Here is a 26169-nt window from a genome sequence, read left to right as displayed (position 1 = left end):
TTTGATTAACGCGCGACCAAGAAAAGCGTTAGAGTATATTTCTCCGTTGGAATATCTGGCGGGCAGGCGTGTGTCACTTATGATGGCAATCTAGGATATATCCAGTTAAAGTTTAGGCTCAACACGCCCAAGACTGGGAACTCCACTACTGCTTGGTACAATTCTTTCAGCATCGCGAGACCCCGGCACTTTAGCCGGTAGTACCAACCAAACAGCCAAAAGGCCGAGCCAAACCATCACGGTACCCAGCTGGTTTACAATAGTGTATCAGCATATGAAACTCTGTACCCCTGACGATGCCAGAGGTATTTGAGTAGAAAAGCGCGCCATTGAAAATCATGAATGCACTGAATGTAATCAGCACCCAGCCAGCAGGGTTTTAGCATGTTGCATGAAATATGACTCCCTGACTAATGCTGTTGATTACAAGTTGCCTGTGAGGCTGCTTGCAGGCTTGGCTTGCTGAGTGAGTACTTGGCAATTGCTGCAGTTACGAGACACCTCTGCCGAAAACGCCTCAAGCTGTGCTTCAAGGCTTGTCTGGAATAACTTCATCGCACTATCCAGAACTTGTGAATCTCTTGAAATATTCAGAGGATGTTTCATCAGCTCCTCCTCCTGTTGCACGCTCTTGGAATACTCGCTGACGACATGCCCCGATGCATCTTTAAGTCGAAAAAGCACGTCAAAGTCAGTCACGGCACTGTGGGAATCCGGCCCCAACCCTAGCGTTAGCAGCCCCATTCCTAGCGATTTACCAAGGTTGTATGACCCGAAAGCAGGTGCGGGTGTCGGCCCAAATGTTAATTGTGCTTCCAACGTGTAATCAGACTCATCCTGATTCACAAGCGATACCCCCGACCGAGCCAGTGAGGATTTCACCGACTGTTCAAAGTAGTCGAGTTGTTCATTGGTTTTGAGAGATAAGCGCACATCTTGCACAACCCAGTTTTGAGTCATGTTGTCATCATCTACACGTTCGACAGCCTTAACTTCGACATCATCGGCCGTGTAACTTTGACCTTTGGTGTGAATCCCAGAGTTTTTCCAAGATCTCTGGAAAAGATCGACGTCCAAGATAACGGACTTGCCTGAGAGAGCGGGAAACGTCACTTGAGATCTTTCAGCTACCTGATCAGCAATAGGCTTGGTCGGAGCCGTTGACATACACCCGGCACCAATACTGAGCACACAGGCAAGGGAAACCGCGCGCGCAACTTGTTTTACGTCCATTTTCAATCCTCTGAATTGTCGCCAGGCTGCTGGCGACGGTCCTATAATCAATATCCACATCATAAGTGGTATAAAGGGCCGTAATGTAACATAAAGTCGCCAATGAGAGACATCATAGGATTTTGTATGCATTCACCCACATGTGGTGGCACTTGGACGGGGCTGCCGCAGATGAGTGCTTTGCTGCGGCCTCTTAACCATGGTTTCCACAGCAGCTCGGCGGGCCTTCTCTAGAAGCTGTATAGTGTATGCGTACGAGATGACTCCCTCGGATCGACATGTAGTGGTCAGCTAATACCGGACCGTAAGTTAAGTTTTTCTTCCACCACAGCAAGCCACAGTCCCTAGTTGTACTGATGCGGCCGTTACCCGTTGTACTGCTCCATCAAATAGGAACTGATGTCTCTCTGTGCCTCTCGTACTGACGGAGTAGAGCCCGTTATATTTGCATTGGAAACCCTAAGTGCGGAAAAGCAGCCACCGGCCTGGATCTCCAAAATACTTAGGCTATTACAGATGAATCAGAGCTTCGGCATTTGTCCAAACGTTGTAATCCCCTTCATTTTGAGGTGAAGCATGCCAGCTTCTGTGTCAGTCGCTCCTGCATCAGAGAAGCACTGACCTCTTCAGCTCCAAGCCCATCCAGTAACGTCATAAAGTAACAATCCATCAATACCTGCCCGTACACCTGCTCTCTTTCACAAACAGGCGCGTCAAAAAGCTTGAACATGAATGCTTCTATCTGTGGCCGCAACTCGTCCTGATGCCACAGAATCTCCTTGAACAGCTCACGACTAAACTCGGCCTGCTCGGCGTAAAAGGGATACAGATGCCTGGCATAGTGCAGCAAACGATCTTCCGGAGTGCAGCCTTTGAGGCTCGCATCTGCCTGCTCAATTACCTGTTTTATCTGAGTCTGAACCCCTGCTTTCAGTATTTCCAGCTTAGTGCTGAAGTGGCTGAATACCGTACCGTCCGCAACCTCAGCTGCGCGCGCAATCTGGCGCGTACTCGTGGGCTGATAGCCACTCTCCTGAAACAAATTCCAGGCGGCCTGTAGAATTCGAGCTCGTGTTCGTTCTCGTTTTGACTGCATGCTGTCCTTTCCTCCGCAGACAGATCCTATCAGGTGGCATGTCGATTGTAACCTGCCCGGGCTTGAGAATTGAGCGCGCTCAATGTATTTTATGAGCATGCTCAATTATGGAGGACGAAACGATGAAAACGATGCTTCACCAAATCGGCGCATGGGTGATCATGGCACCCACGCTCATCATATTTTGCTATGTACTAAGACCCCTGCTGGCTCTAGTGCTGATACCCGGCGGGCTGCTGCTGTTGGTGGTGATTACGCGTGGCGAAGCCTGGTCGGCCATTGTCGAAGGTCTATGGGCTCGACCGGCCCCATCTAATGATGGGGCCAAATGTTCAAACACTCACCCGTAGCAAACACAATTTATTCATGGAATTTAAAAAATGTTAAGACTAAAACTCATGTTTGCTACGTTGACGTTTACCTCATTTACGACCATGGCAGACGTTCCTGACAAAATACTCAATACTCCAATTGCACTGCTAAATGGCAATACCATCACATTAGAAGAGTACAGGGATAAAAAACCGGTTTACCTCAAGTTTTGGGCAAGCTGGTGCCAGCCTTGCATCAAGGAGATGCCCCACTTTCAAGAATCTCAAGAAGAGTATGGCGATCAAATAAAAATTATCAGTATTAACATTGGCATCAATGACACCGTTGAAGATATCAACAAGGTAGCCCAAGAATACGAGCTTACAATGGCTTCTGCGTATGATACAGATGGAGAGGTAGCTCAGGCATTCCAATTTATTGGTACGCCGTACCACCTTCTATTTGATAAAAACATTAATCTGGTACACAGGGGGCACAAGGCGGATGAATCCCTGGATAAAAAACTTCATTTACTGGCTAACCAGTCAGAAACAGAACATGTTTCACATGCTGTTTTCTCAAAAAAAGAACAAACACTTGATTTACCCATATACACTAAAAAACCAACAGCCATATATTTTACGTCAACATGGTGTGACTGGTATCTGAAGGAAACAAGACCTGAAGCTTCTGAAAACTGCTCAAGATCACAAGTAGAATTTAATAAGCTTGCCAGCAAATACAATTCGGTTAACTGGATGCTAGTGGTATCCAGACTGTGGACAGTCCAATCCGATTTGGATGATTATATTAAAAAATATGATATACGCATTACAAGCCTGATTGATACCAGTAATACTGCATTCGTTAAATATAATATTAAAAACTATCCAACATTGGTCGTTTTTAAAAACGGAGAGGAAGTTCATCGCACATCCGACCTGGTTCGGGATATGCGACTGGCCAATATTATCGAGAGCCTGTAACTCGGTGTCCATATAAAGGGTGGTGAGCTATTATGCGCCGCCACCCTTGTGCCACACGCTTACTGCAGCAACCCTGCCAGCAGCGTGCGGACTTCGTCGTCATTCGCATCAGGGCGCAGGGTCAGGCAGCGGTAACCGTCGCCGGAGAAGGAGCGGTCCAGCTCAACAATCAGATGCACGGCATCCCTGCGGTAGATGAACGACAGCTCCACTTCCTTGATCCGGTTCCAGCCCAGACCAAAGCCGCCGGGTTTATATTCCAGCTCCTGGTAGATGCCGCTGGTGGAGCGGAAGCCCTGACCGGACAGAAAACCCTTTTCCACGTCCGCCTTCACCTGACGGTAGCCCGCCTCCTGCATGCCGCGCATGCACGCGGCCACCACTGGTGCCGGATGTACGCGCAGGAAATCCTGATCACGTGGGTCGATGGCAAAATCGATATCCAGGCTGGTTTCGAGCCACACCTTGCTTTCGTTATAGCCCTCGGGCACCACCGTGATCGGGGTTTCGGGATGCAGCTCAATGGCAAACGGCAGTGAACGCTCTTCTCCGGCCGCCAATACAAACGCTTCATCGATCACATAATGCGCCAGCATATGGCCTGTGCGCACTTGAGTGTCATCCACTTCCTGCTTGGCTTCGGTCATCAATTTAAGTTCGATGCGGTCAATCTGCTGCTCGGCATTTCCGCCCTTGATACGGATACTGCCGGTAACCCGTCCGCCCTGAGTCACATCAATGCTGTCCGGTACCGTATCCACCTGCGCGGCCCCAATACCGATTTTTGCCATTATGCTATTAAGCACTGCTCACCTCCTTGAAAAATGTCACGCATGTGCGTGCATGAACGATATCACCTGCTCCAGGTTATCCACACCCAGTGTCAGCATGACCAGCCGGTCAACGCCCAGTGCGACACCGGCACAGTCAGGCATCCCGGCCTCCAGTGCCCGTACCAGCCGGGTTTCCAGCGGGCGCTGCGGCAAGCCTAATGCGGCGCGCTGCTGCTGGTCTGCGTCCAGCCGTCGGGCCTGTTCGGCGGCATCGGTCAATTCATGGTAGCCGTTGGCCAGTTCGACCCCGTCGACAAAGAGCTCGAAACGCGCGGCCACCTGCCGGCCCTGCTCGTCTTCCCTTACCTGTGCCAGGGCCGCCATCGACGCCGGGTAGCTGTGGATAAAAACCGCCCCCTGCAGCCTTGGTTCCAACACGTGAGACATCAACAGGTTGAGCCAGGTGTCGCGGTCATCATCATCAAAGGGGGCATCCACGTGATCACGACAGCACTGCTGCAGTTGTGTTCGCGTAGCACGGTGCGGGTCCAGCCCAAGTTCGCGCTCGAACAGCTCGGCATAGCTGAGGTAGCGCACCGGCAGCGCGGGAACCACGGCGGTCACCAGCGCCGCCACCTCATCCATCAGCTGACGGTCATTCAGGCCAAGCCGGTACCACTCCAGCATGGTGAATTCAGGGTTGTGTCGCCGCCCCGACTCTCCATTGCGGAACACTTTGGCCATCTGGTAAATGTCACCGCTGCCCGCCGCCAGCAGACGCTTCATCGCGTATTCCGGTGAGGTTTGCAGATACAAACGCTCGTCTTCGATACCGGGCTGGAAGCCAAAGCTGACCTCAAGGCTGTCGATGAACGGATCACTCACCGCGCAGTGAGACAGCACCGGGGTTTCCACCTCCAGTACGTCACGGTCGGCGAAAAAACGCCGGATCTGCGCCAGCACTCGAGCACGGGCACGCAGGTGGTCGATAGGAGCGCCGGGGCGCCAGAGGTTGTCTTGAATGTTGTTCAATGAAGTGATCTCAAGGACGCCGCGCCAGTGCATCCCTATGTCTGCGGCATACCGTCCGTACATCCAATACACAAAAACGGCAGCCGAAGCTGCCATTCTGGACGTATATAACAGATGCCGAGTAAGGATTACGGCTCCGCGGCGGAACGATTAGTTCGCGCGGCTGACGTACTCACCGGTACGGGTATCAATACGCAGCATTTCGCCCTGTTCGATAAACAGCGGTACGCGTACGGTCGCGCCGGTGCTCAGGATCGCCGGCTTGGAGCCGCCCTGTGCAGTATCGCCCTTCAGACCCGGATCGGTTTCAACCACTTCCAGTTCCACGAAGTTCGGCGGCGTAACGCTGATCGGGTTATTGTTCCACAGGGTGATGATGCTCTTGTCCTGCTCCTTCAGCCATTTGGATGCATCGCCTACGGCGTTGGCGTCAGCGGCAAACTGCTCGAACGAGTTCGGGTCCATGAAGTGCCACATTTCACCATCGTTGTAGAGGTACTCCATGTCCAGATCCATCACGTCAGCGCCTTCAACGCTTTCGTTGGACTTGAAGGTACGTTCCCAGATGCGGCCAGTCAGCAGGTTACGCAGACGTACACGGGTGAAGGCCTGGCCCTTGCCCGGCTTGACGAATTCAACATCGACCATGCTGCACGGGTCGCCATCGATCATCACTTTCATGCCGTTTTTGAACTGGTTGCTGGAGTAGTTAGCCATAAATAGAAAGTTCCGCGATCTGATATTCGAAGGCAGGCAACCGTCGAGCGGACAGGTGGCCCGTAAATTGACAGCCATTCTACTGCAAAGGAGAATGCAGGCAAATCTATCCGCACACCCCCCGAGCGACCCATTCCGATGAATCTGCTGCACCCCGCCGCCGCTGACTGGCAGACCGAACTGCGCCACGCCATCACCGACCCGGCTCAACTTCTGGCCGAACTGGATCTGCCGCAAGACTTGCTGCAGGGCGCACTGCAGGCCGATCGCCAGTTTGCGCTCAAGGTTCCGCGCCCCTATCTGAGCCGCATCCGCAAAGGCGACCAGGACGACCCGCTCCTGCGCCAGATCCTGCCACTGCAGCAGGAACTGCTGGAGGTGCCGGGCTTCGGCCACGATCCACTGGCAGAAGCCGCTGCCAACAAGTCGCAAGGACTGATCCACAAATACACGGATCGGGTGCTGTTGATCCTGTCCGGCGCCTGCGCGATCAACTGCCGCTACTGTTTCCGCCGCCACTTTCCTTATGGCGATAATCAGCTGGGCGGCGAACAGTGGCAGGCCGCACTGGCCTACATCCGCGCGCACGAGCAGGTCAGCGAAGTGATCTTCTCCGGTGGCGACCCGCTGGCAACGCCCGACCGCCGCCTGGTGCGCATGATTGCCGACCTGGAACAGATCCCGCACCTGCAACGGCTGCGCATCCATTCCCGATTGCCGGTAGTCATCCCGCAACGGGTGACTCCCGAACTGGTTAACATGCTGGCCGACAGCCGCATGAGCAGCACCCTGGTCCTGCACATCAACCATCCTCAGGAAGTAGATGCCCTCGTTCGCGAGCGCCTGCAGCCGCTGCGCCAGGCCGGTGTTACCCTGTTCAATCAGGCTGTCCTGCTCAAGGGCATCAACGACAGCGTTGCTGTACAAAAAACACTCAGCGAAACCCTGTTCAGTGACGGTATCCTGCCCTATTATTTATTCGTGCTCGACGCCGTTGCCGGTGCCGCACACTTTGACATCAGCGATGAGCAGGCACGCCGACTGGTCGGCCAACTCCAGACCGTACTGCCGGGCTATCTGGTTCCGCGTCTGGCGCGTGAAATTCCAGGGCGACCGTCGAAAACGCTGCTGCCGCCCATCGCACCGGTATGAAGACGGCTCAGGCTGCATTAAGATGGCTCTCAGTACCCTGCGCGCTTGCCCGCCGGTCGGCTAACGTCAGTATTAAAGGATCTGGATATCCATGTTAAAACACACTCAGAATACCCGTCGCTCCTCCATCCTGCGCCTGGGCGGGCTGCTTGCCACCACCCTGTTACTGGCCGCCTGCGCCCAGAAGCAGCAACCGGCTCCCGTAGTCCAGCCCGCTCCTGAGCCGGAGCCCCAGCCGGTGCTGTTGATCAGTGATCACCACACCGCCGGCAACAGTGATGCCAGTATCAGCTTTACCAATGGTACCGAGCAGACGCTGCAATACGTCATGTTCAAAACCAGCGCCTTCACCCGTGGCGGCAAGCCGGTACACTCGAAAAAGAGTGGCCGCCGCAACGCGTGGTTACGTGTAGCCGGTCCGTTTGTGCCAGGCGAGCAGGTCGGCAACAAGGTCTGGAAAAAGGTATGGCGGCACCCCAATCTGGGCTGCTTCAAGATCGAAGGTGCCGAGCTGATTTTTGCCGACCAGAGCGTTGAATATCACACCGTCGACAACTTTGCTCTGCTCAACCAGAGCCACATGCGTAACGCCGCTTGCGGCGGTACCGGGATCAAGACTGCTGCCCAGTAACACCGGCTCTGTCGTCGGGGACACCTTCCACGTGTTCCCGGCCACGTGCCGCCACAACCCGGCTGGATAATACTTGACCAGTTTATGGTTTATCCCGCGCCCCTTCGGTATAATTTCGACCCTCTTTCGAGACCCGCTCTCGTTCTATTCCCACAGGTTACACAGGTGATTCATGGCTAAAAAGCTGTTTATCAAGACACATGGCTGTCAGATGAACGAATACGACTCCTCCCGCATGGCGGACCTGCTCGGCGAGAGCCACGCACTGGAGTTGACGGACAATCCGGATGATGCGGATGTCCTGCTGCTGAATACCTGCTCGATCCGTGAAAAGGCGCAGGAGAAGGTGTTCCATCAGCTGGGCCGCTGGCGCAAGCTGAAGGACAAGAAGCCCGGACTGATGATCGGTGTTGGCGGCTGCGTCGCGTCGCAGGAAGGCGAGGCAATCCGCGACCGTGCCCCCTACGTCGACATGATTTTCGGCCCGCAGACCCTGCACCGCCTGCCGGAAATGATCACCGAGAGCCGTAATGGCGGTGTCGGCATCGTCGACATCAGCTTCCCCGAGATCGAAAAATTCGACCATCTGCCGGCCCCGAAGGTCGAGGGTGCAGAAGCGTTCGTTTCGGTGATGGAAGGCTGCAGCAAATACTGCACGTTCTGTGTGGTGCCCTATACCCGTGGCGAAGAAGTCAGCCGACCGCTGGATGACGTGCTGGCAGAATGTGTCGAACTGGCGGAACAGGGCGTGCGTGAAGTCAATCTGCTGGGGCAGAACGTCAACGCTTACCGAGGCGCGACCCATGACAACGACCATGCCGATCTGGCCGAGCTGATCCGTTGCGTCGCCGCCATCGACGGCATTGATCGTATCCGTTTCACCACCTCGCACCCGGTGGAGTTCAGCGACAGTCTGATCGACGTCTACGCCGAAGTCCCCGAGCTGGTCAGCCACCTGCACTTGCCGGTACAGAGTGGTTCCGACCGTATTCTGATGGCGATGAAACGCGGCCATACCGTACTCGAATACAAATCCAAACTGCGTCGCATCAAGAAACTGCGTCCCGAGATCAGCTTTTCCTCCGACTTCATCATCGGCTTCCCCAACGAAACCGATGCCGACTTTGAAGCGACCATGAACCTGATCGCCGAGATCGGTTTCGATGCCTCGTTCAGCTTCATCTACAGCCGCCGTCCGGGTACTCCGGCCGCCGACCTGCCGGATACGGTCGATGAGGAAACCAAGAAGCAGCGGCTGAAAATTTTGCAGGACCGTATCACCGCCCAGGCATTCCAGATCAGCCGGCGTATGGTCGACAGCACCCAGCGCATTCTGGTCAACGGCTATTCGAAGAAGGATCCGGGCCAGCTGTCCGGCCGCACCGAAAACAACCGTGTGGTCAACTTCCGCTGTGATAATCCCGATCTGATCGGCCACTTCGCCGATGTGCGTATCGTGCAGGCCTATGCCAACTCGTTGCTCGGTGAACTGATCAGTTCCGAGCTAGACCATTGATCCGGCTGAAGGAGCCCCTGCATTGACCACTCAACATGCCCTAACCCTGCTGCTGGAACCCAACGACCCGGCCGCCCTGTCCAGTCTGTGCGGTCAGTTCGACGCCCACCTGAAGCTGCTTGAAGAGCGCACCGGCATCGAAATCCGCAACCGTGGCAACCGCTTCCAGCTGGTCGGTGAAGCCGACAGCACCCGGGCCATGAGTGCGCTGCTGGAACAGCTGTACCGCCAGGCTCTGCAGGGCGATGCACCCAGCCCGGAAGGCATTCACCTGCAGCTGCTCAACAGCGGCCTGGAACAGCCACCCAAGCGCAGCGACAAGGCGCAAAGTGCCGAAGACAAGCGCTACAGCATCCGCACCCGCAAACTGCAGATCAAGCCCCACGCCGGCAGACAGCAGGACTACGTGCAGCAGATCCGCACCCACGACATCAACTTCGGCATCGGCCCGGCCGGTACCGGCAAGACCTACCTGGCTGTGGCCTGTGCCGTGGAAGCACTGGAGCGCGAAGAGGTCAGCCGTATCCTGCTGGTCCGCCCGGCCGTGGAAGCCGGCGAGAAACTGGGGTTCCTGCCCGGCGATCTGAGCCAGAAGGTCGACCCCTATCTGCGCCCACTGTACGATGCCCTTTACGAAATGCTGGGGTTCGAGAAGGTCGCCAAGCTGATCGAGCGTAACGTAATCGAAATCGCCCCGCTGGCCTACATGCGCGGTCGTACCCTGAACGGTTCCTTCGTGATTCTGGATGAAAGCCAGAATACGACTCGCGAGCAGATGAAAATGTTCCTGACCCGTATCGGCTTCGGCTCCACCGCCGTGATTACCGGCGACCATACCCAGATCGACCTGCCCAAGGGCACCCGTTCCGGCCTGTTGCATGCAATGGAAGTGCTTGATGGCGTCAAGGAGATCGGTTTTACCCGCTTCACTTCGAAGGATGTTGTGCGCCACCCACTGGTACAGCACATCGTCGAGGCCTATGAACGCTACGAAAAAGCCCAGGAACAGGAGCCGTCCCAATGAGCATCGCCGTTGATATCCAGTACGCCATCGAAGCCCCTAACCTGCCCACCGCAGCAGACTTCACCCGCTGGGTTGAAGCCGTCCTTAAAGACCGCAAGGTGGACGGTGAAGTCTGTATCCGCGTGGTCGATCCGGACGAAAGCCAGGCCTTGAACGCCGAGTACCGTGGCAAGGACGCACCCACCAACGTGCTGTCATTTCCATTCGACGTACCGCCGGGCGTACCGGTCTCGCTGCTGGGGGATCTGGTGATCTGTGCCGAGGTCGTCGCCCGCGAAGCCACTGAGCAGCAGAAAGCCGAACTGCATCACTGGGCACACATGGTGGTACACGGAACCTTGCATCTGCTCGGATTCGATCATATAAATGACGACGAAGCCGAGGAGATGGAAGCACTGGAACGTGCCCTCCTCGCGCAGCTGAACATAGCCGATCCCTATCAGGTTGCCGAGTAACCACCGCTACCGGTGTAACCGGCAGCCTGTATGCCTATTAGAGGACCTATATGAGCGAAGACCGATCGGGCGGCACGTCAAAGAGCTGGCTGGAGAAACTGACCCAGGCCTTCTCGGACGAACCCCGCAGTCTTGAAGATGTACGCGAGATTCTGTTGCAAGCCAACGAGTCCGGTATTCTCGACAACGACGCCCACAGCATTATCGAGGGCGCGATGCAGGTCACCGAAATGCAGGTGCGGGATGCCATGATCCCGCGCTCGCAGATGACCATGGTGCAGGTCAACCAGACACCGCGCGAATTCCTGCCGGTGATCATCTCCAGCGCCCACTCCCGTTTTCCGGTCTGTGGCGAAAACCCCGACGAAGTGCTCGGCATTCTGCTGGCCAAGGATTTGCTGCCCTACATGCTGGACGGCACGCTGGACCAGTTCGACATTCGCCAATGTCTGCGCAAGGCCACCTTCATCCCCGAAAGCAAGCGCCTCAATGTGCTGCTCAACGAATTCAGGGGGACCCGCAACCACATGGCCATCGTGGTCGATGAGTACGGCGGCATCGCCGGACTGATCACTATCGAAGACGTGCTGGAACAGATTGTTGGCGAGATTGAAGACGAACACGACGCCGACGACGATGACGGCAACATCAAGCCGTTCGACGACAACGGCTTTCTGGTCAAGGCATTGACCCCGATCGAAGACTTCAACGCCTACTTTGATGTCGGTTTCTCCGATGACGAATTCGATACCATCGGCGGCATCATTACCCAGCATTTCGGTCATTTACCCGCCAAGGATGAGCAGATCGACATTGAGGGTTTCAGCTTCAAGGTACTGGCCGCCGACAACCGTCGACTGCGCCTGCTGCAAGTGATCCGCAACTGACGTGAAGCCTTCTCGCCCCCCTCTAACACCCTGGCTATCCGCCCTGCTGGCACTTGCTGGCGGGGCCAGCATTACCCTGGCACTGGCGCCGTTTGACCTGCTGCCTTTCGTCGTACTGGGGCCGGCACTGCTGTACTGGCTGCAGCGTCGGCAAAGCGCCCGCACCGCATTTTTCAGCGGCTGGGCCTTTGGCACCGGTTTCTGGGGTGCCGGCGTGTCCTGGGTCTATGTCAGCATCCACCAGTACGGCGGTGCTTCGGTCGCACTGGCGAGCCTGCTCACCGGCCTGTTCGTGGTGGCGCTGGGATTGTTGTTTGCCCTGCAGGGCTGGTTTTTTATCAAGCTGGCCACGCCTGCACGTCAGCGCTGGCTGGTATTTGCGGTGCTCTGGGTCGGGTTTGAATGGCTGCGCAGCTGGCTGCTGACCGGCTTCCCCTGGCTTTATCTCGGCTATGCCTGGCTGGATACCCCGCTGCAACGCTGGGCACCGGTGGGCGGGGTGTGGATGCTGTCGCTCATCAGCGTGCTGCTGGCCACGGGCCTTGCCCGCACACTGGCCGACCGCCGGCCGTTGGCGCTGGTTCCGGCGCTACTGCTCGGTCTGATTGCCCTGGTGCTGCCGCAACACTGGACCCAGCCACAAAACAACACACTGGATGTCGCTCTGATCCAGCCCAATATCCCGCAGCTGGCCAAGTGGCAGCCAGACAATCTGGCCGCTATTCTGCAGCATCAGATCAGGCTCAGCGAGTCGGTGGCCGATGCCGATCTGATTATCTGGCCGGAAACCGGCATTCCGGCCATCTTCGACCGGGCCGCCCCCTTGCTGACCCCGTTCATCGACCGGCTTGATGCGCGCGGCACGGCGCTGATCAGCGGCTTTCCTCACGTCGAAACCGATCCGGACAGCCCGCACGGGCAACGCTTCCACAACAGCCTTGCCGTCTTTACCGCCGGACAGAATGTGTACCACAAACAGCGACTGGTGCCCTTTGGTGAGTATCTGCCGTTCGAAGCTCAGCTGCGTGGCCTGATCGCCTTTTTCAACCTGCCGATGTCCAGTTTCAGCCTGCCAACACAGGATATCGACCCTCTGCAGCTGGGAACCCATCGGATCGCTCCGGCCATCTGTTACGAAATCGCTTACCCGGAACTGGTCCGCACCCTGTCCCAAGACAGTGACATCCTGCTGACGGTCTCCAATGACACCTGGTTCGGCCGCTCCATCGCCCCGGATCAGCACCTGCAACTTGCGCGCATGCGCGCGCTGGAGAACGGCCGCTGGCTAATCCGTGGTACCAATAATGGTCTCACCGCTTTTGTCCGCCCCAACGGGCAGGTGGCCACTCTGGCCCCTGTGGACCAGGAAACCAGCCTGCGTCATGACGTGGTGCCGATGCAGGGCCTGACCCCTTGGCAGCGCTACGGCATCATTCCCGTCGCGCTGCTGTGCCTGCTGTTGCTGTTATTCGCCTACTGGCGCCCACGGCAGCGAAATGCGCTCGAACACCACCGCACCGCAGTGTGAACAGGGCTGAATTCGGTCGGTGGCTTTCAGCTGCTGCTGCTCACCGCATTGCAGGCAACGCAACGTACCCGGCGCACTGACTTCACCGGCCAGATACTGATCTTCTGCATGCGCCAGCTGCTCACGCAGAAGCTCGTGCTGCACTCGGGTCTTGTCGGCCAGATCCAGCAGGCTCTGCTTCAGCTTATGTTCCAGGATGTCCAGATCGAAGTGCAACCAGGCGGCCACGCCTTCACCGGTCCCATACGCATAATAGCCCAGCTGCTTGAGATCCCGCCTCAGGTAGGCCTTGAGCAGGTCAACCTCGTCACGGGTCATCTCTTCTGCCGCCAGCTCGATTTCGGCCGCTTCCTCAATCTGCTCCTGCAGATATTCCCAGCTCACTTCACCGGCACGGTCCAGACGCTTGCGCAGTCGTTCCAGTATGCGGTCGTACGCGGCGGGGGCCTGCTCGGAATGCTGTGGCCCGTTCTGTTCTTGCTTGCTCATCGGCAACTCCTGCACTCCCGTTGCCACTGTGTGCGGCAACGGATCTGATATCAGTATATAACCGATTTTGCTAAGCAGAAGGGGTACAGATCAATGCCGGTCATTAACTGGCCGGAGCCGGAGCACGTGTGCGGTCCCGTACCCAGACTTCCACCCGGCGATTGCGTTCGCGCCCGGTCGCCGAGGCATTGGAGGCAACCGGTGCCAACTCGCCCAAACCGTGGACTTCAGCCACATTGATGCCCCGCGCCAGCAGCTGATCACGCACAATCCCGGCCCGCTGCTGCGACAGTTTGCGGTTGTGCCCGGCACTGCCGGTGCTGTCGGAAAAACCGATCAACACGGCCCGCTGGCCCGGGTTCTTTTCAAAAAAGCGGATGACGCGCTCCAGGTCACGCTGGGCCTTGTTATCCAGATCGAAAGTGCCACTGTTGAAACGGAAATTCAGTGACAAGCGACTCCCGCCCTGGGTCAGTGCGATATATTCAGCCGGTAATTCAGGACTCAACACCGGCTGAATGCGCTGGATGTTCTGCGAGATGAAGCCGCTCTTGCGCACAACTTCCTGTCCCTCTTCCGAAGTGACAAAATTGATGAACTGGTGGGCCGGGCTGTTCAGGGCCAGCGTCATCGGTTCATACATGTACAAACGCCGGGTCAGCGGGTAGTCCTCGGTGGAAACGGTAAAGGTCGTGGGAAAGACCGGCAAGGCCCCCGCTTCATCCGCAACCGCCAGCGCCTTGGCCCGCAGCACATAGGGCAGACCGATAAAGCCGATGGCACCGGGTTCCTGACTGACCCGGTCCGACAACTCCATGCTGGATTCGAAACGTCGGGCCTGTGCCGACAACGCAACCCCATGCTTTTTCAATACCATGCTGTTGAAGGAATCCCAGGTACCGGAGTTTTCATCTCGACTGTAAAGCCGGACCGGCTGATTCGGGCCGCCCAGTTGCTGCCAGTTGCTGATCTCGCCGGAGAACAGCTTGGCCAATTGCGCCGTATTTACACTGCCGAGCGGATTGCGCGGATGCACGATGATGGCCAGACCATCCATACCCACAACATGCTCGGTCCGGACGCTGCTCAGGTCGCCATACAGCGGTGCGAGGCGGGTTTTCTCGGCATCCTTGATCCGGCGTGACGCCATCGCCAGGTCGGCGTCGCGACTCAGCAACCCCTTGAAGCCGGTACTGGAACCATGGGCCTTGAGCTCAATCCGCTGCAGGGCCGTCTTGCCCGGCAGCGAAAACAGTACGTCACGCTCAACCTCAATGTCCTGCTGTTCAACCCGCACATTCCGCGCGCCCTGCTGCTGCCAGAACGCTTTCAGCAGCTCCGGTGCCAACGACTCGCCGATGGTATTGGAGCCATGCAGACGGAACAGGGTTTCCACCGCTTCAGCACTGGCTGCAGCCGGAGCCCGCGATGCGCCCGCTGCTACGGCCGCCGTCGCGGCGGCGGTTACCGCCTCCACCGGGGCAGTGTCCTGCCCACGGTTGATGCCTGCAGTACTGATCAGGTCGGATACCACCTTGTCACCGGTAAATTCCACCAGCCCTGCGACGCCCGCCAACAGCACCATCACGATCAGCAGACCGGTCATGAACCCCGGTCCCTTGCGCCCGCTTTCCACGGTATGCACCGGCCCGCCACTGTGCAGTGTCTTCACCGTCGGTACTCGGCGAACCTGTCGGGTAATGTTCAAAGGCTGACTGTCGAGCAGTTCCGGCAGAATCTGGCGATAAGCCGGATTCAATGCCTTGATATCCGCAGCCTGCAGAATGCGGCGACGGTATTGGGGGTCATCGATAAAGGTCGGCAGGTCGATCGTTTCTGCGCCATTCAGTTCAAGCTCCTGCTTGAGCTGCCACAACAGATCGAAAAACGTAGTATTCACGCTGGCTATCATCCCTGGTGTTCTGGAGTGTGTCGGTCAACGTCGAACGCTGCACGATACGGTTACCACCAAAATACAACAGTTAAATGTCAGTATGATTACGCGCCGGAACATGCCGACACTCTGTTGACAACTGGCTGAATATTGTATGCTATGCGCCATTCACTTTTATTTCGGGTGCCGGCTCTGCAACCCTGCTTACACCGTTGCGGACCGTTCGGCGTTCCTGTCACCGACGAGTTATAACCGACCATAATGAACGAACAATATACCCCTCAGGATATCGAGCCCCAGGTACAGAAACATTGGGAAGACCAGGATAGCTTCAAGGCCGACGAACAGGCTGCAGGCGAGCCCTTCTACTGCCTATCGATGTTCCCCTACCCCAGCGGTCGACTCCACATGGGGCATGTTCGTAATTACACCATCGGTGACGTGGTGTCCCGCTACCAGCGCATGAAAGGCCGCAACGTATTGCAGCCAATGGGCTGGGACGCCTTTGGCCTGCCCGCTGAAAACGCAGCGATGAAGAACAACGTACCGCCGGCCAAGTGGACCTATGAAAACATCGACTACATGCGTACCCAGCTCAAGCAGATGGGCTTCGGTTACGACTGGTCCCGTGAGTTGGCCACCTGCCACCCCGAGTACTATCGCTGGGAGCAGTGGTTCTTCACCAAGCTGATGAAAAAGGGCCTGGTGTACAAGAAGGAAGCCGAGGTCAACTGGGACCCCGTCGACCAGACCGTACTGGCCAACGAGCAGGTGATCGACGGTCGCGGCTGGCGCTCCGGTGCGCTGGTCGAGCGCAAGAAAATTCCGCAGTGGTTCCTCAAAATCACCGACTATGCCGACCAGTTGCTGGACGATCTGGACCAGTTGAACGACTGGCCGGAACAGGTCAAAACCATGCAGCGTAACTGGATCGGCCGCTCTGAAGGCGTGGAACTGAACTTCCACGTCGACGGTTACGGTGAGCTGGACGTGTTTACCACCCGTCCGGATACCCTGATGGGCGTGACCTACGTAGCCGTCGCGGCCCAGCACCCGCTGGCGCTGAAAGCCGCCGAGAACAATCCGCAGCTGGCCGCCTTCATCGAAGAGTGCCGCCACACCAAGGTTGCCGAGGCCGACATGGCGACCATGGAGAAGAAGGGCATGGCGCTGGGCATTGAAGCGGTGCATCCGCTGACCGGTGAAATGGTGCCGGTCTGGACTGCCAACTTCGTGCTGATGGATTACGGTTCCGGTGCCGTCATGTCCGTACCGGGCCACGACCAGCGCGACTGGGAATTTGCCCGCAAGTACGGCCTGCCGATCCAGCAGGTGATTGCCCCGCTCAACGGCGACATCGTTGTCGACCTGGAGAAAGAAGCCTTCACCGACAAGGGCACGCTGATCAATTCCGGTAATTTCAACGATCTGGAGTTCGACGTTGCCTTCAAGGCAATTGCCAAGGAACTGGCCAACAAGAACAAGGGCCGCACCACCATCAACTATCGCCTGCGCGACTGGGGCGTGTCCCGTCAGCGTTACTGGGGCGCGCCGATTCCGGTGGTCAACTGCTCCAGCTGCGGCGCGGTACCGGTCCCCGAAGACCAGCTGCCGGTGGTTCTGCCGACTGACGTAGAGTTCGACGGTTCAGGTTCACCGATCAAGAAAATGCGTGCATTCATCGACACCACCTGCCCGACCTGTGGCGGTGCTGCCGAACGCGAAACCGACACCTTCGATACGTTCATGGAGTCGAGCTGGTACTACGCGCGCTATGCCAGCATGAACCCGAACGGCATGCTGGATCCGAAGCAGGCCAACCACTGGCTGCCTGTAGATCAGTACATCGGCGGTATCGAGCACGCGATCCTGCACCTGCTGTATTCACGCTTTTTCCACAAGCTGATGCGCGACGAAGGCCTGGTCGATTCCGATGAGCCGTTCAAGCGCCTGCTGTGTCAGGGCATGGTACTGGCCGACAGCTTCTACTACGAAGATGAAAAAGGCGGTCAGGTGTGGATCTCCCCGGCTGACGTCAACATCGAGAAAGACGACAAGGGCCGCGTCATCCGCGCCACCGACGCCGAGGGTCGCGAACTGAACCATGACGGCATGTCGAAGATGTCCAAGTCGAAGAACAACGGCATCGACCCGCAGGTCATGATCAACCGCTACGGTGCCGACACCGTGCGTCTGTTCATGATGTTCGCCGCCCCGCCGGAGCAGTCACTGGAGTGGCTGGATTCCGGTGTCGAGGGTGCTCATCGCTTTATGCGCCGCCTGTGGAAACAGGTTCACGACCACCTGCAGACCGGCAGTGACCGGCCGACACTGGACGTGGATACGCTCACCGAAGAGCAGCGTGACCTGCGCCGCAAGGTGCATGAAACCATCGCCAAGGTCAGCGACGATATGGATCGCCGCCAGACGTTCAACACCGCCATCGCCGCAGTGATGGAGTTGTCCAACGCCATTGGCCGCTTTGTCGATGTCAGCGAACAGGGCCGCGCGGTCACCCGCGAAGCGCTGGAATCCGCCATCCGCCTGTTGGCGCCGATCGTACCGCACATGACCCATCAGCTGTGGCAGGAACTGGGCCACAACGAAGACCTGCTGAACGCGGCCTGGCCGGAGGTGGATTCTGCCGCCCTGGCCCGTGCCAGCGTTGAACTGGTGGTACAGGTCAACGGCAAGGTACGCGCCAAGATCACGGTTCCAGCCGATGCGGATGAAGACATCATTCTGCACACCGCGCTGGCCAGCGAAAACGTACAGAAGCATATGGAAGGCAAGACCATTCGCAAGAAAATCGTCGTGCCCAACAAACTGCTCAACCTCGTTGTCGGCTAAAAGGGAGCCCAGCATGCGTACACGCCTGACACTGCCGTTGTTCGCCCTGCTGATGAGCGTAATGCTCACGGCCTGCGGCTTCCAGCTGCGCGGACTCTACGACGTGCCCGACGCGCTGCGTCAGGTGACGCTGGTGAGCGCCAGCCAGCCCAGCCAGATCGAGCCGGAACTGCGCCGGGCGCTGGAGATCAACCGCATCGATCTCACACCGGCCGCTCGCTACCGGCTGGAGATCATCAGCGAACGCCATACCCGGCGCACCGCCACGCTGACGGGTAATGCCGATGCCGCCGAATACGAACTGCGTTCAGAAGTGCGCTTTCGCGTTATCGACCGGCAGCAGGATGATCGCGAGTTGATCCCGGAACGTCGACTGATCACTGAACGGGTGTACACCAACGACCGCGATAACATTACCGCCAGCTCCTCGCAGGAGGGGCTGATCCGGTATCAGATGCAACAGGACCTGGCGCAGCAGATCGTGCGTCAGTACCTGAGTATCCAAACCGCTCCATGAACACACCCACATGAAAACCAAGCCCGATCAGCTTTCTGCCCAGCTGCAACGTATCAAGGCTCCACTGCCGGTCTATATGGTGACCGGCGATGAGCCGCTGCAGCACGCGGAAAGCTGTGACCGTATTCGCCGTTCACTGCGCGAGGCCGACTTTACTGAACGCGAAGTGATGCACGTGGATGCCGGTTTCGCTTGGGAAAAGGTACTGGAAAGTGCCAATGCCCTCTCCCTATTCGCCGAACGCAAGATTATCGAACTGCGCCTCGGCAGCCAAAAACTGGACAAGAAAGCCAGTGGCCTGCTGCAGCGCTACCTCGACAACCCTGCCCCCGACAACGTCCTGCTGATCATGGCTGACCGGCTCGATGCCGGTGCCAAGAAAAGCGCCTGGTTCAAGCAGGTCGAAAAAATGGGACTGGTGGTGGAGATCTGGCCAATCGAGGCCGATCAATTGCCGGGATGGCTGTCCCAGCGTGCCCGCACGCTGGGGCTGCAGCTCAGCCAGGATGCCATCCAGCTGCTGGGCAGTCGTATTGAGGGCAACCTGCTGGCGGCCCAGCAGGAACTGGATAAGCTGAGTCTGCTGTATCCTCAGCAAAGCATTGATATCGAGCAGGTCATCGAAGCCGTTGCCGACAGTTCACGCTACGATGTCTTCGCTCTCAGCGATGCACTGCTGCAGCATGACCCGGCACGCTGTCAGAAAATTCTGCTGGTGCTGCGTCAGGAAGGCGTGGAAGCCACCTTGGTACTCTGGAGTGTCAGCCGCGAGATCCGCACCCTGCTCAACGTGCAACGCGGACTGGCCAATGGCACCGCTTATGATACTTTGTGTCAGCGGGAAAAAATCTGGGGCAAGCGCAAAGCGCTGGTGCGCAAGGCCAGCCAGAAACTGCCAGCACGCCAACTGCAGAGTTTGCTGGTGCTATGCCACGATATCGATCAAGCGATCAAGGGACAACTCAAGGCTGACCCCTGGCTGCTGCTGTCGACATTGACCCTGGAGCTGTCAGGCTGCCATCTGCACTTGCCCACGCCGGTACACTGACAGGATGCTGATGCAGCGCGGGTTACACCTGCTGTTACTGGCCGCCACGGGCATCAGTCTGAGCGCCTGCAGCGAACCGTCACCGGAGCAGTTGAGCCGTGGCGATGAGCTTTACGCCTACTACTGTCAAAACTGTCACCAGCAGCAGGGGCTGGGACCGTTGTTGGAACAACTGCCGCTGACTCCACGGTCACTGAAACGGCACGAAATCATTCTGATGATCAAACACGGTTATTCACAGGGGCACGGCAGCATGCCGGTATTCCCCCAGCTCAGTGATACCCAGGCCGATGCGATCGCCCATTACATCCTGCAACAGCGGCCACGCCAGCCCCGTCAGCACAACTGAGCGCGTATATCCTCAAGCAGCACCCCTTCCTTGCCCTCACGCAGCATCGTCGCCACTTCAGCAGCAGGCAGCGGAATAATGCTGATCAAGGCATGCGGCGGGATTTCGATACCCTCCATCGGTGTATGCTGCACCTGATCACAGAGCAGTATCAATGGCATGCTCTGATATTGCAGCTGCGCTACATTGACGCGTTGAGAGGGCTCACCACTGCTAATCTGCACACTGCGTCCTTCGGAGGTAACGCCGATCAGCGCGTCGACCAGGCCCGGCTGATGAGATTGCGGGGTTAAACGGGTGATGATCAACACATGCTGCATCAGCCCTGGCTTCCTGTTCACACTCGGATCGGTCACGAGGGCATGGCTCCGGCAAAATCGAGCTGACGCCAGGCTTCATACACCACAACGGCACACGCATTAGAGAGGTTAAGACTGCGACTGTCTGCCAGCATGGGTAGACGCAGACCATCAAAACGCTGGATCACCTCGGCAGGCAGGCCCCGTGTTTCCGGGCCGAACAAGAGCATGTCACCGGCTGCAAATTGCACATCGCTGTAACCCTGCTGCGCTTTTGTGGTCAGCGCCCAGACACGTTGCGGCTGCACCTCGGCCAGACACTGCTCCAGATCGGCATGTACCCGCACCCGTGCCCATTCATGGTAATCCAGACCGGCACGGCGCAGACGCTTGTCATCCAGCTCGAACGCCAGCGGTTCGATCAGGTGCAGACGGAATCCGGTATTGGCACACAAACGGATGATATTGCCCGTATTGGGCGGTATTTCGGGCTGATAGAGCACCAGGTCCAGCATATGAGGGCCTCCTTATATCGGCCCACTATTATACCGGCTACGGCTCAGTCGTCACCCTCGTCATCCCCGAGCCCCTGACCATCCATATTCAATTCTTTGATCTTGCGGGTCAAGGTGTTGCGGCCCCAGCCCAACAGGCGCGCCGCATCTCGACGGCGGCCTGCGGTGGCTTTGAGCGCCGTGGTGATCATGACCCGCTCGAACGCCGGGACCGCTTCCTGCAACAGCCCCTCGCCACCTCGGCTCAGCTGCTGCTCGGCCCAGAGCGCCAACCCTTCCTGCCAACTGCCGGACACCACCGGAGTGTGCGGCTGCTGCGCCAGCAGTTCAGGCGGCAGATCCGCGACCAGCACTTCTCGCCCTGACGCCATCACCGTAATCCAGCGGCAGGTGTTTTCCAGCTGACGCACGTTGCCGGGCCAAGGCAGTTCGCACATGAACGCCGCCGTTTCTGCACGCAGCGATTTGGGCTCAACCGCCAACTCTTCCGCCGAGCTGGCCAAAAAGTGGCGCGCCAGGCGGGGGATATCTTCGCGGCGCTCGGCCAGACGCGGGATATGGATGCGGATAACATTCAAACGGTGGAACAGGTCCTCGCGAAAGCGCCCTTCCCTGACCAGTTGCTCCAGATTCTGATGGGTGGCCGCGATGATGCGGACATCCACATGTACCGGCGTATGCCCGCCAACGCGGTAAAATTCGCCTTCAGCCAGCACCCGCAACAGACGGGTCTGAGTGTCGGCGGGCATATCCCCGATCTCGTCCAGAAACAGGGTACCGCCGTCGGCCTGTTCGAAACGCCCACGGCGACTGGCGGCCGCACCGGTAAAGGCACCTTTTTCATGACCGAAAAGCTCGGATTCAATCAGATCCTTGGGGATCGCCGCCATATTCAGCGGTATGAACGGCTTGCTTGCGCGTGGACTGTGGCGGTGCAGCGCATGGGCCACCAGTTCCTTGCCAGTACCGGACTCGCCGTTGATCAGTACGGTGATATTGGAATGTGCCAGCCGACCGATGGCACGAAACACCTCCTGCATTGCCGGCGCTTCACCGATGATTTCGGTCGCCTGCTCGGTAATTGGCACCTCGACGTGACTGGCCTGCTGTTCACGGGCATGGGCAACGGCTCGCTGTACCAGCGACAGTGCCTCGTCCACATCAAACGGCTTGGGCAGGTATTCAAAGGCACCGCCCTGGTAAGAGGCCACCGCACTTTCCAGATCCGAGTGTGCCGTCATGATAATCACCGGCACATCCGGATGGTTTGCATGCAGCAGCTCAAGCAGCTTGAGCCCGTCCATGCCCGGCATGCGTACGTCACTGACCACGGCATCCGGCGCGCCCTGCTCCAGGCGCTCCAGCAAGGCCGCCGCGGTTTCAAAACACTCGGTCATCAACCCTGCCGAGGTCAGTGCCTTGTCCAGCACCCAGCGAATGGAACGGTCATCATCAACGATCCAGACATTAGCAGCTTGTGTCATGGCCTAACTCCAAGGGTATAAATAGATTGAAACGGGTACAGCCGGGTTCCGAGGTGAATTCGATCAGACCTTTGTGCTGGTTCATGATCGACTGCGCGATCGACAGCCCCAGCCCCGACCCCTGCGCCCGGCTGCTCACCATTGGATAGAACAGGGTATCGCTGATCTCATCCGGAATGCCGGGCCCGTTATCGATAATTTCCAGGTTACAGACCAAGCGGTGACGCTCCGCCCCCAGCGTGATCTGGCGCAGCGCCCGTGTGCGCAGAGTGATACAGGGTGCCGAGGTCTCGGCCTCCTCCAGCGCCTGCATGGCATTGCGGATAATATTCAACACCGCCTGAATCAGCTGCCCGCGCGCACCGTTGAACTCGGGAATACTGGGGTCATAGTCACGTATGATACGAATACGCCCGCCCATCTCTGCCGTCACCAGACTACAGACGTGCTCAAGAATGGCGTGAATGTTGACCGGTTCGATCACCGGCAGCTTGTGCGGCCCCAACAGGCGATCAACCAGGTGACGCAGCCGGTCGGCCTCGTCAATAATGACGCGGGTGTATTCATGCAGTTCCTCGCGGTCGAGCTCGCGATCCAGCAGCTGGGCCGCACCGCGAATCCCGCCCAACGGGTTCTTGATTTCGTGTGCCAGCCCGCGCACCAGTACCCGCGCACTGGCATGGCGGGTCAGCAGTTCCTCTTCACGCTCGATGCGAATCAGGCGGTCTCGCGCCTGAATCTCCAACAGAATACCGGCATCCGGAATCGGGCTTACGCTGTAATCCACGATCAGTTCCTGACCGGTTTGCGTGAGCAGCCGCGCTTCGCGCTTGCTGTATGGGTGACCGCTGGCCAGCGATTGGCGCAACACCGCCAATTCGTTCTCACTGGAAGAGAGCCAGTCCTCAATGGGACGGCTTTTCAACCGGCGCACCGTCGCTTCCAGCAGCATTTCGGCGGCAGGATTCATGTACTGGATACACAACGCCGCATCCAGCACCATCACTGCGCCGGTCAGGTTATCCAGTATCTGTTTATGCGACTGTGAATAGGCCATGGGCTCTCTTCAGAATAAATGTGTGGTTAAGGACGGTCTTTGCCAGCGTCGCACCATAATAGTGCATTATGGCATTGGCTACGCCCCTGCACGCATTGCAGGCTGCCAATTGAATGGCAGAAACAAAAAAGGCCTCCCGCGGGAAGCCTTTTCGTCGTCATCTACTCAGACTTATACAGAGTAGTAGAGGTCGAATTCGACCGGGTGCGTGGTCATGTTGACCTTGGCCAGCTCTTCACGCTTGATCTTGATGTAGGCATCCAGCATGTCGTCGGTGAACACGCCGCCTTTGGTCAGGAACTCGCGATCGTTTTCCAGTGCGCGCAGTGCTTCGTCCAGCGATTCAACTACGGTCGGGATCTCTTTCGCTTCTTCTGCCGGCAGGTCGTACAGATCCTTGTCCGCCGGGTCGCCCGGGTGGATCTTGTTCTGGATACCGTCAAGGCCAGCCATCAGCAGTGCCGCGAAGCACAGGTACGGGTTGGCAGCCGGATCAGGGAAGCGCGCTTCGACACGACGTCCTTTCGGGCTGGTGGTGTACGGAATACGCAGGGACGCGGAGCGGTTGCGTGCCGAGTATGCCAGCATAACCGGTGCTTCAAAGCCCGGTACCAGACGCTTGTAAGAGTTGGTCGCCGGGTTGCAGATCGCGTTCAGTGCCTTGGCGTGCTTGACGATACCGCCGATGTAGTACAGCGCGATATCGCTCAGGCCACCATAACCGTCGCCGGCAAAGATGTTGGCGCCATCTTTGGACATGGACAGGTGTACATGCATACCGGAACCGTTGTCACCGACCAGCGGCTTCGGCATGAAGGTCGCGGTTTTACCATAGGCGTGGGCAACGTTATGTACGCAGTACTTCAGGATCTGAACTTCGTCAGCCTTGGCTACCAGGGTGTTACCACGAACACCGATCTCGCACTGGCCAGCCGTCGCCACTTCGTGGTGGTGGACTTCGATGGTCAGGCCCATCGCTTCCATCGCATCACACATGGCCGCACGCAGGTCATGCAGAGAGTCGATCGGCGGTACCGGGAAGTAGCCGCCTTTTACGCGCGGACGGTGACCGGTGTTACCACCTTCGATCTTGTGGTTGGACGCCCAGGAGGCTTCTTCGGACTGGATGCTGTAACCGCAACCGCTGATGTCAGCGTGCCATTCAACACCGTCAAAGACGAAAAATTCCGGTTCCGGGCCCAGCATTGCAGAATCGGCGATACCGGTAGACTTCAGGTATTCTTCAGCGCGTTTGGCAACTGAACGCGGGTCACGCTCATAGCCCTGACCAGTAGCCGGCTCGATGATGTCGCAACGTACGATAACGGTTGCGTCTTCAGCGAAGGGATCCAGTACGGAAGCGCTGTCATCCGGCAACAGGATCATGTCGGACTCTTCGATTCCCTTCCAGCCTGAAATAGAGGAACCATCGAACATTTTGCCTTCTTCGAAGAACTCATCACCCATGTCGGAGACGGGGATGGTGAGGTGTTGTTCCTTGCCCTTGAAGTCGGTGAAGCGCATGTCGATCCACTTTGCGCCACTTTCTTTAATCAGATTCAGAGTCTTCTCTGACATTTGGCTATCCCCATTCGTTATCAGTTTGCCAAGGCAAAACGTCTTTACATTAGGATCCGGAAACCGGTTACCAGAACATATAGCAAAGGTTGTGCCAGCTTTGAAAAAAGGCTAAGTGATTGATTTACTTAACACACAGGACATCACCCTTCGCAGAACGCACTACAAGAGCGCACCCCGAATCATGATCGCACCAATATGGTGCAAAACATGGCTTTTTTGCACGGACGCCTGTGATTGCAGCCTATAATAGTGCAAAGCCATACTGAAAGCTGCTCACTGGCGTGCTTCAAATCAGTATCCCGGCAGAGTACCCTACGGCTCTTTTCAATATGATGATGACGGATGTTGCACCATACTTTCACCAGTGGACGCCGATTTCTGCTCGCGGTTGTGCTGTTACTGCTGTCCCCATTGACTGCCGCTGCCGAAACCGGGCTCGGTTATGCCAAACGCTTCCCTGCCAAGTGGCTGGAGCAGGATGGACTGATCCGCCTGGAAACGGTCTGCTACAACTATCCTGCCAGCAGTTATATGTATCGCCTGTGCCGTAGCGAAGCTGCCACCACACTCAATGCCCGTTGCCAACGTTATCGCACGACGCTGGAGCGCTTGCCGGACAATGCACATTATCGAAAATTGAGCGACAAATACTGCACGGCAGCCCACAACTACCCTGCTGAAACGCAGGCAACACGCATAGTTGACAATAACGATCAGTAAATGATCGATTGTTTCACTTCCCTT

26 protein-coding genes are annotated in these 26169 nt (G+C 57.4%); 14 read left to right on the top strand and 12 right to left on the bottom strand.

The annotated features are described in order from the left end of the window. Positions 1-423: 423 nt before the first annotated feature. Both CLV44_RS12105 and CLV44_RS12100 read right to left on the bottom strand, forming a co-directional pair. The gene (locus CLV44_RS12105) at positions 424-1233 is read right to left on the bottom strand and encodes a hypothetical protein (protein WP_106592379.1); all 810 of its coding nucleotides are present in this window, start codon (positions 1231-1233) and stop codon (positions 424-426) included. Positions 1234-1792: 559 nt separating this feature from the next. Beyond that, complete coding sequence (locus tag CLV44_RS12100) at positions 1793-2329, bottom strand: TetR/AcrR family transcriptional regulator (protein ID WP_106592378.1); 537 nt, start codon at positions 2327-2329, stop codon at positions 1793-1795. Between the two features lie 122 nt (positions 2330-2451). On the opposite strand from CLV44_RS12100, the gene CLV44_RS12095 reads away from it, so the two are divergent. Together CLV44_RS12095 and CLV44_RS12090 are read left to right on the top strand one after the other, a co-directional pair. After that, positions 2452-2679: a hypothetical protein gene (locus CLV44_RS12095; RefSeq protein WP_146140004.1), complete on the top strand. Its 228-nt coding sequence runs from the start codon at positions 2452-2454 to the stop codon at positions 2677-2679. A 48-nt stretch (positions 2680-2727) separates the two neighbouring features. After that, a complete protein-coding gene (locus tag CLV44_RS12090; RefSeq protein WP_170069335.1) occupies positions 2728-3627 on the top strand; it encodes a TlpA family protein disulfide reductase in 900 nt (299 codons plus the stop codon). Positions 3628-3686: 59 nt separating this feature from the next. Here CLV44_RS12090 and CLV44_RS12085 read toward each other — a convergent pair whose 3' ends face one another. The 3 genes from CLV44_RS12085 to efp all read right to left on the bottom strand — a co-directional run bounded on the left by CLV44_RS12085 (position 3687) and on the right by efp (position 6149). Further along, entirely contained in the window at positions 3687-4433 is a 747-nt protein-coding gene (locus CLV44_RS12085; protein ID WP_106592375.1) for a sporulation protein, read from the bottom strand. A gap of 21 nt (positions 4434-4454) precedes the next feature. Then, positions 4455-5423, bottom strand: coding sequence for an EF-P lysine aminoacylase EpmA (gene epmA / locus CLV44_RS12080; protein ID WP_106592382.1), 969 nt, complete (start codon positions 5421-5423; stop codon positions 4455-4457). Between the two features lie 159 nt (positions 5424-5582). Beyond that, entirely contained in the window at positions 5583-6149 is a 567-nt protein-coding gene (gene efp, locus CLV44_RS12075) for an elongation factor P (protein WP_106592374.1), read from the bottom strand. 138 nt (positions 6150-6287) lie between these two features. Here efp and epmB point away from each other — a divergent pair, with 138 nt between their 5' ends. The 7 genes from epmB (at position 6288) to lnt (ending at position 13342) form a co-directional block, all read left to right on the top strand. After that, complete coding sequence (epmB, locus tag CLV44_RS12070) at positions 6288-7301, top strand: EF-P beta-lysylation protein EpmB (protein WP_106592373.1); 1014 nt, start codon at positions 6288-6290, stop codon at positions 7299-7301. A gap of 91 nt (positions 7302-7392) precedes the next feature. Further along, entirely contained in the window at positions 7393-7932 is a 540-nt protein-coding gene (locus CLV44_RS12065; protein WP_106592372.1) for a hypothetical protein, read from the top strand. 172 nt (positions 7933-8104) lie between these two features. Then, entirely contained in the window at positions 8105-9448 is a 1344-nt protein-coding gene (miaB, locus tag CLV44_RS12060; protein WP_106592371.1) for a tRNA (N6-isopentenyl adenosine(37)-C2)-methylthiotransferase MiaB, read from the top strand. A gap of 22 nt (positions 9449-9470) precedes the next feature. Further along, a complete protein-coding gene (locus tag CLV44_RS12055; protein ID WP_106592370.1) occupies positions 9471-10472 on the top strand; it encodes a PhoH family protein in 1002 nt (333 codons plus the stop codon). Then, entirely contained in the window at positions 10469-10927 is a 459-nt protein-coding gene (ybeY, locus tag CLV44_RS12050) for an rRNA maturation RNase YbeY (protein WP_106592369.1), read from the top strand. The genes CLV44_RS12055 and ybeY overlap by 4 nt, the downstream gene beginning before the upstream one ends. Before the next feature lie 50 nt (positions 10928-10977). Next, positions 10978-11814, top strand: a complete 837-nt coding sequence (locus CLV44_RS12045) for a CorC family transporter (RefSeq protein WP_106592368.1) — start codon at positions 10978-10980, stop codon at positions 11812-11814. A 1-nt stretch (position 11815) separates the two neighbouring features. Next, positions 11816-13342: an apolipoprotein N-acyltransferase gene (gene lnt, locus CLV44_RS12040; RefSeq protein WP_106592367.1), complete on the top strand. Its 1527-nt coding sequence runs from the start codon at positions 11816-11818 to the stop codon at positions 13340-13342. Here lnt and CLV44_RS12035 read toward each other — a convergent pair. Both CLV44_RS12035 and CLV44_RS12030 read right to left on the bottom strand, forming a co-directional pair. Further along, positions 13280-13831, bottom strand: coding sequence for a zinc ribbon-containing protein (locus CLV44_RS12035; RefSeq protein WP_106592366.1), 552 nt, complete (start codon positions 13829-13831; stop codon positions 13280-13282). The two genes, lnt and CLV44_RS12035, sit on opposite strands and share 63 nt — an antisense overlap. Positions 13832-13934: 103 nt before the next feature. After that, complete coding sequence (locus CLV44_RS12030) at positions 13935-15731, bottom strand: substrate-binding domain-containing protein (RefSeq protein WP_170069334.1); 1797 nt, start codon at positions 15729-15731, stop codon at positions 13935-13937. Positions 15732-15986: 255 nt separating this feature from the next. On the opposite strand from CLV44_RS12030, the gene leuS reads away from it, so the two are divergent. The 4 genes from leuS to CLV44_RS12010 are packed head-to-tail and all read left to right on the top strand — an operon-like array spanning position 15987 to position 20489. After that, positions 15987-18575 carry a leucine--tRNA ligase gene (leuS, locus tag CLV44_RS12025; RefSeq protein ID WP_106592364.1) on the top strand — a complete coding sequence of 863 codons (2589 nt, stop codon included), beginning with the start codon at positions 15987-15989 and terminating at the stop codon, positions 18573-18575. Between the two features lie 13 nt (positions 18576-18588). Next, the gene (locus CLV44_RS12020) at positions 18589-19092 is read left to right on the top strand and encodes an LPS-assembly lipoprotein LptE (protein WP_106592363.1); all 504 of its coding nucleotides are present in this window, start codon (positions 18589-18591) and stop codon (positions 19090-19092) included. 10 nt (positions 19093-19102) lie between these two features. Beyond that, the gene (gene holA / locus CLV44_RS12015; protein WP_106592362.1) at positions 19103-20140 is read left to right on the top strand and encodes a DNA polymerase III subunit delta; all 1038 of its coding nucleotides are present in this window, start codon (positions 19103-19105) and stop codon (positions 20138-20140) included. Positions 20141-20150: 10 nt separating this feature from the next. Continuing rightward, positions 20151-20489 (top strand): c-type cytochrome, encoded by a 339-nt coding sequence (locus tag CLV44_RS12010; protein ID WP_170069333.1) that lies wholly within the window; start codon positions 20151-20153, stop codon positions 20487-20489. Here CLV44_RS12010 and CLV44_RS12005 read toward each other — a convergent pair. From CLV44_RS12005 to glnA, 5 genes are all read right to left on the bottom strand, one after another. After that, complete coding sequence (locus tag CLV44_RS12005) at positions 20477-20809, bottom strand: hypothetical protein (RefSeq protein WP_106592360.1); 333 nt, start codon at positions 20807-20809, stop codon at positions 20477-20479. The genes CLV44_RS12010 and CLV44_RS12005 overlap by 13 nt on opposite strands. Positions 20810-20841: 32 nt before the next feature. Next, a complete protein-coding gene (trmL, locus tag CLV44_RS12000; protein WP_106592359.1) occupies positions 20842-21303 on the bottom strand; it encodes a tRNA (uridine(34)/cytosine(34)/5-carboxymethylaminomethyluridine(34)-2'-O)-methyltransferase TrmL in 462 nt (153 codons plus the stop codon). A 44-nt stretch (positions 21304-21347) separates the two neighbouring features. Next, positions 21348-22787: a nitrogen regulation protein NR(I) gene (gene glnG / locus CLV44_RS11995; RefSeq protein WP_106592358.1), complete on the bottom strand. Its 1440-nt coding sequence runs from the start codon at positions 22785-22787 to the stop codon at positions 21348-21350. Next, a complete protein-coding gene (gene glnL, locus CLV44_RS11990) occupies positions 22771-23844 on the bottom strand; it encodes a nitrogen regulation protein NR(II) (protein ID WP_106592357.1) in 1074 nt (357 codons plus the stop codon). The genes glnG and glnL overlap by 17 nt, the downstream gene beginning before the upstream one ends. Before the next feature lie 171 nt (positions 23845-24015). Continuing rightward, complete coding sequence (gene glnA / locus CLV44_RS11985) at positions 24016-25422, bottom strand: glutamate--ammonia ligase (protein WP_106592356.1); 1407 nt, start codon at positions 25420-25422, stop codon at positions 24016-24018. A gap of 345 nt (positions 25423-25767) precedes the next feature. Between glnA and CLV44_RS11980 the strand changes: the two genes are divergently transcribed. Further along, positions 25768-26145 carry a hypothetical protein gene (locus CLV44_RS11980; RefSeq protein ID WP_106592355.1) on the top strand — a complete coding sequence of 126 codons (378 nt, stop codon included), beginning with the start codon at positions 25768-25770 and terminating at the stop codon, positions 26143-26145. The last annotated feature ends 24 nt before the right edge of the window (positions 26146-26169 follow it).

Origin of the sequence: Marinobacterium halophilum (assembly GCF_003014615.1) — a bacterium.
Classification (GTDB): domain Bacteria; phylum Pseudomonadota; class Gammaproteobacteria; order Pseudomonadales; family Balneatricaceae; genus Marinobacterium; species Marinobacterium halophilum.
Note: the sequence above shows the minus strand (reverse complement) of the source record. Positions and strands in the feature narration are given on the sequence as shown.